1 protein-coding gene is annotated in these 2,910 nt (G+C 54.7%); it reads left to right on the top strand.

What is annotated here, in order from left to right; genetic code table 11:
- Nucleotides 1-1,495 precede the first annotated feature (1,495 nt).
- A complete protein-coding gene (locus KBI52_RS01870; protein ID WP_210804955.1) occupies nt 1,496-2,512 on the top strand; it encodes a hypothetical protein in 1,017 nt (338 codons plus the stop codon).
- Nucleotides 2,513-2,910 lie beyond the last annotated feature (398 nt).

The following is a 2,910-nucleotide window of genomic DNA, read 5'->3' as shown; positions in this document are numbered from 1 at the left end:
ACGGCTGCGCGGCCGTGCCGGCCCCGCTGTTCGACCCAGTCGTCGACACGTAATAAATCGTCATTTTTGTAGAGCCCCTATATGTATATATAGTATTGTTTTAATTGCCCCCAGATTACCGCCACAAACCGACGTATTGGATCGTGTTGTCCAAACTAACTGGGTGCGCTCTGGGAATTGCTCTGGGATTGTGACCAGAATATGATTATTGCCAAGATCTTCGAACATTCGTGTTTTCGAACCCTGAGGAAAATATCCATCGTATAGCGCTCATCGCGTATAAAAAGGCCTGAGTTCAAAGCGGTACCTTAAGTCAAAATTCTTATTCTTTCTGATCTACTTTCACGAAATACTTATCCACTCGCGCTGCTGGAGCGAGGGTGACGGTGGGGCAGATGAGAGCCCGCGGGGCACGACGCTCACCAAGTCAGGGACCAGCCGACGCCGGATTCGTCGGTCGACATGGTTAGGGCGGCGGCGCTCTGCACCTTGTTTCTCGTCGCACCCAAGCAAGAGCGTCTGATGCCGGAACCTTAGCCCGTCGGCGTTAACAGAGCATGCTCATGCCGACGGCTCCACAAGCCCATTCGCCTAGTCCTCCCCAACGCTTCCTGCGACTGTCGGAGCGCCGTCCTGGATGTTCAGCGCACCCTGACTGAGGAACGCAGCTCCTTCGATACGGTCCTGAGAGTCGACTTCAAGAGCCAGCATCTGCCCTGCGCGCAGTGTCGGTCGGTTACCCGCCACATCCGAATTGACCAAGAATCAAGCTGGTCATCTACATGACGGCGGCTGCTTACAGCAACGGGATCATCTTGGAGGCGGCCATTGCCCCAACCCGCTCGGACGATGAAGAAGTGCCAGAGCAGAACCATGGTCGATTCTCCCCACCTGAAGGCGCCCTGCCGGACGGCAATGCCTCGTCGCCAAGAGTTGCAGAAGGGTTCTGGTGAAACAGGTAGGCACCACTTTCATAGACGGCATCATTTCTGATCCGAGCCCGCCCCTGTGCCGCCGCGGGGCACCTGCAATGACACCGCCCTTCATGCCGTGTGACTGAACGCCTGCGGCGTGATGGGAGCCAGCCTCTCCTCTCTCACCACCCTCCCGTCTGGGCCCCTGCAAGGAAACCCATCCATACGGGCCCCGCGCCTTCGACCATTCCTATCCGGTCCCTGACGACGAACCAGGCAACGGATCCAAGATCTTCTCGTCTCTCATTCAAACGAAGTCCTCTTTGCAATAAACTGCAAAAGGACGTCGTCTGATGAATTCAGGAGCCGAACGCAGATGATCGTTCAGTCCGAAAGCATACCTAATTGCCTCGTCTTCAGAGGAGGCGCGCCAAGGATTGAATTTCTTCTAAACTCGAAGCACTATCACACCAAGTATCCTCCCACGATCAAACTCAGGAGGTGATAAACAGAAGATCGCTTGATTGCAGTGGTGGATAGAATGCCTCGCCTGGAAGATCACCATACGGTTCGGATTTGACATGACAGACATCCGTTTCATCGAAATCGAGCGTATGAAGAGTACACCTGATGACTGGGACGCCTTTGCTATCAGATGCAACGCTTCACACCGAGAATTAGATGGATGGATCTGGTATCGGCAGATCCGAAGCCACGTCCTCTTTCGCGTAGTCAGGTACAATATTTTACTTCGTGAAGCGGGGCGTTCGATCAAGATTGGTCAGTTCGCCATCGGACATGGCCCTCTCAAGAGAATATTTTCGGACGGTCTCCAGCTCCTTCCCGAGTATCGCGACACTTGGGCTGCATGCATGGAGGCGACCCTCCGGACACTGGGACGCGGGCGATATGTCTACGGCTCCGATTGGAGTTTCGAGCCACCGCGAGAAAGCATTTTTGCCTCCATGGCAGGCGTGACGATCACCAGCGTGGAAAAATATATGACGGAAGCGGTAGACTTCTCGCGCTGGACCTCATGGGAGGATTACCAGAAGGCGGTCAGCTCGAATATCCGACGCACTATTAAGAATGCAAAGACAGAATTAGATCCCTTTGAGATCGACATAAGATATGGAGCAAGCTCAGTCGAGATCTTTCCTCGCTTTCATTATTCCAAATTCAGAATGCTGAAGCGCAAACTCCACAAACTGCGAAGACCAAGGCGCTTGAATTTCCTGTTGCTGCTGAATCCTACGCACTATTTCCTTAGAATCCTGCTCTTGAAGCACAGATCCGTCTCAGCCATTCTTTCTCACAAGGGGCAAGTGATCGCAAGCTTCAGCGGGGTTGAGATCGGTCAGACATGCTACTTCTTTGAGGGTGGGTCGGTCGAATCCAACGGTGCAGGTTGGCTCCTCAACATGTCGTTGATGCACGATTTCTATCTGCGTCATCCGACGGGTCGGTTCGTGCTGGGCTGCCTGGACCGAAGCGACGACCAATCACCCGATGGATGGGAGAGCCCCGTGCGCTATCGGAGCCGTGCACGTGTCTCGGGCTTCCCAAGCAGCAGAGTGACGTTCACCTACTCCGCTTAGGTCCGCCCCAGTTGCTCCGCCTCTGAGCGACCGGGATATCTCCAGCGATCTCTGCTGATAATGAGCTCGTTCTCCGGATCAGGTCCAATGCTCCTTCCCATGCTCGGCACATCGTTCGGAACGGATCCGAAGCGTTGCATCGGCAGGAGAGCGGTCCTCCGGCGTCACCGGATGCAATAGGGCGATCTCAAGCGAACCAGTCGGGCTCGCCGAAACATCGCCGCGCAACAAGAAGTAATGTGTATCCACGTACGTGGAAGCAGTTCTAGCCATTTTAGAATTTGCGATCCGAGCGCTGCAAACTCATACTCCCACGCGGCGAGGAGAGGCATGAATGACGATTTATTACGTGTCGACGACTGGGTCGAACAGCGGGGCCGGCACGGCCGCGCAGCCGT

The organism is Microvirga sp. HBU67558 (assembly GCF_018069605.1).
GTDB lineage: Bacteria > Pseudomonadota > Alphaproteobacteria > Rhizobiales > Beijerinckiaceae > Microvirga > Microvirga terrae.
This window is presented reverse-complemented; position numbering and strand designations above follow the sequence as displayed.

What these genes read in the sequence shown, in the direction of transcription:
- KBI52_RS01870 (WP_210804955.1), top strand. Translation starts at nt 1,496, where the DNA reads ATGACAGACATCCGTTTCATCGAAATCGAGCGTATGAAGAGTACACCT.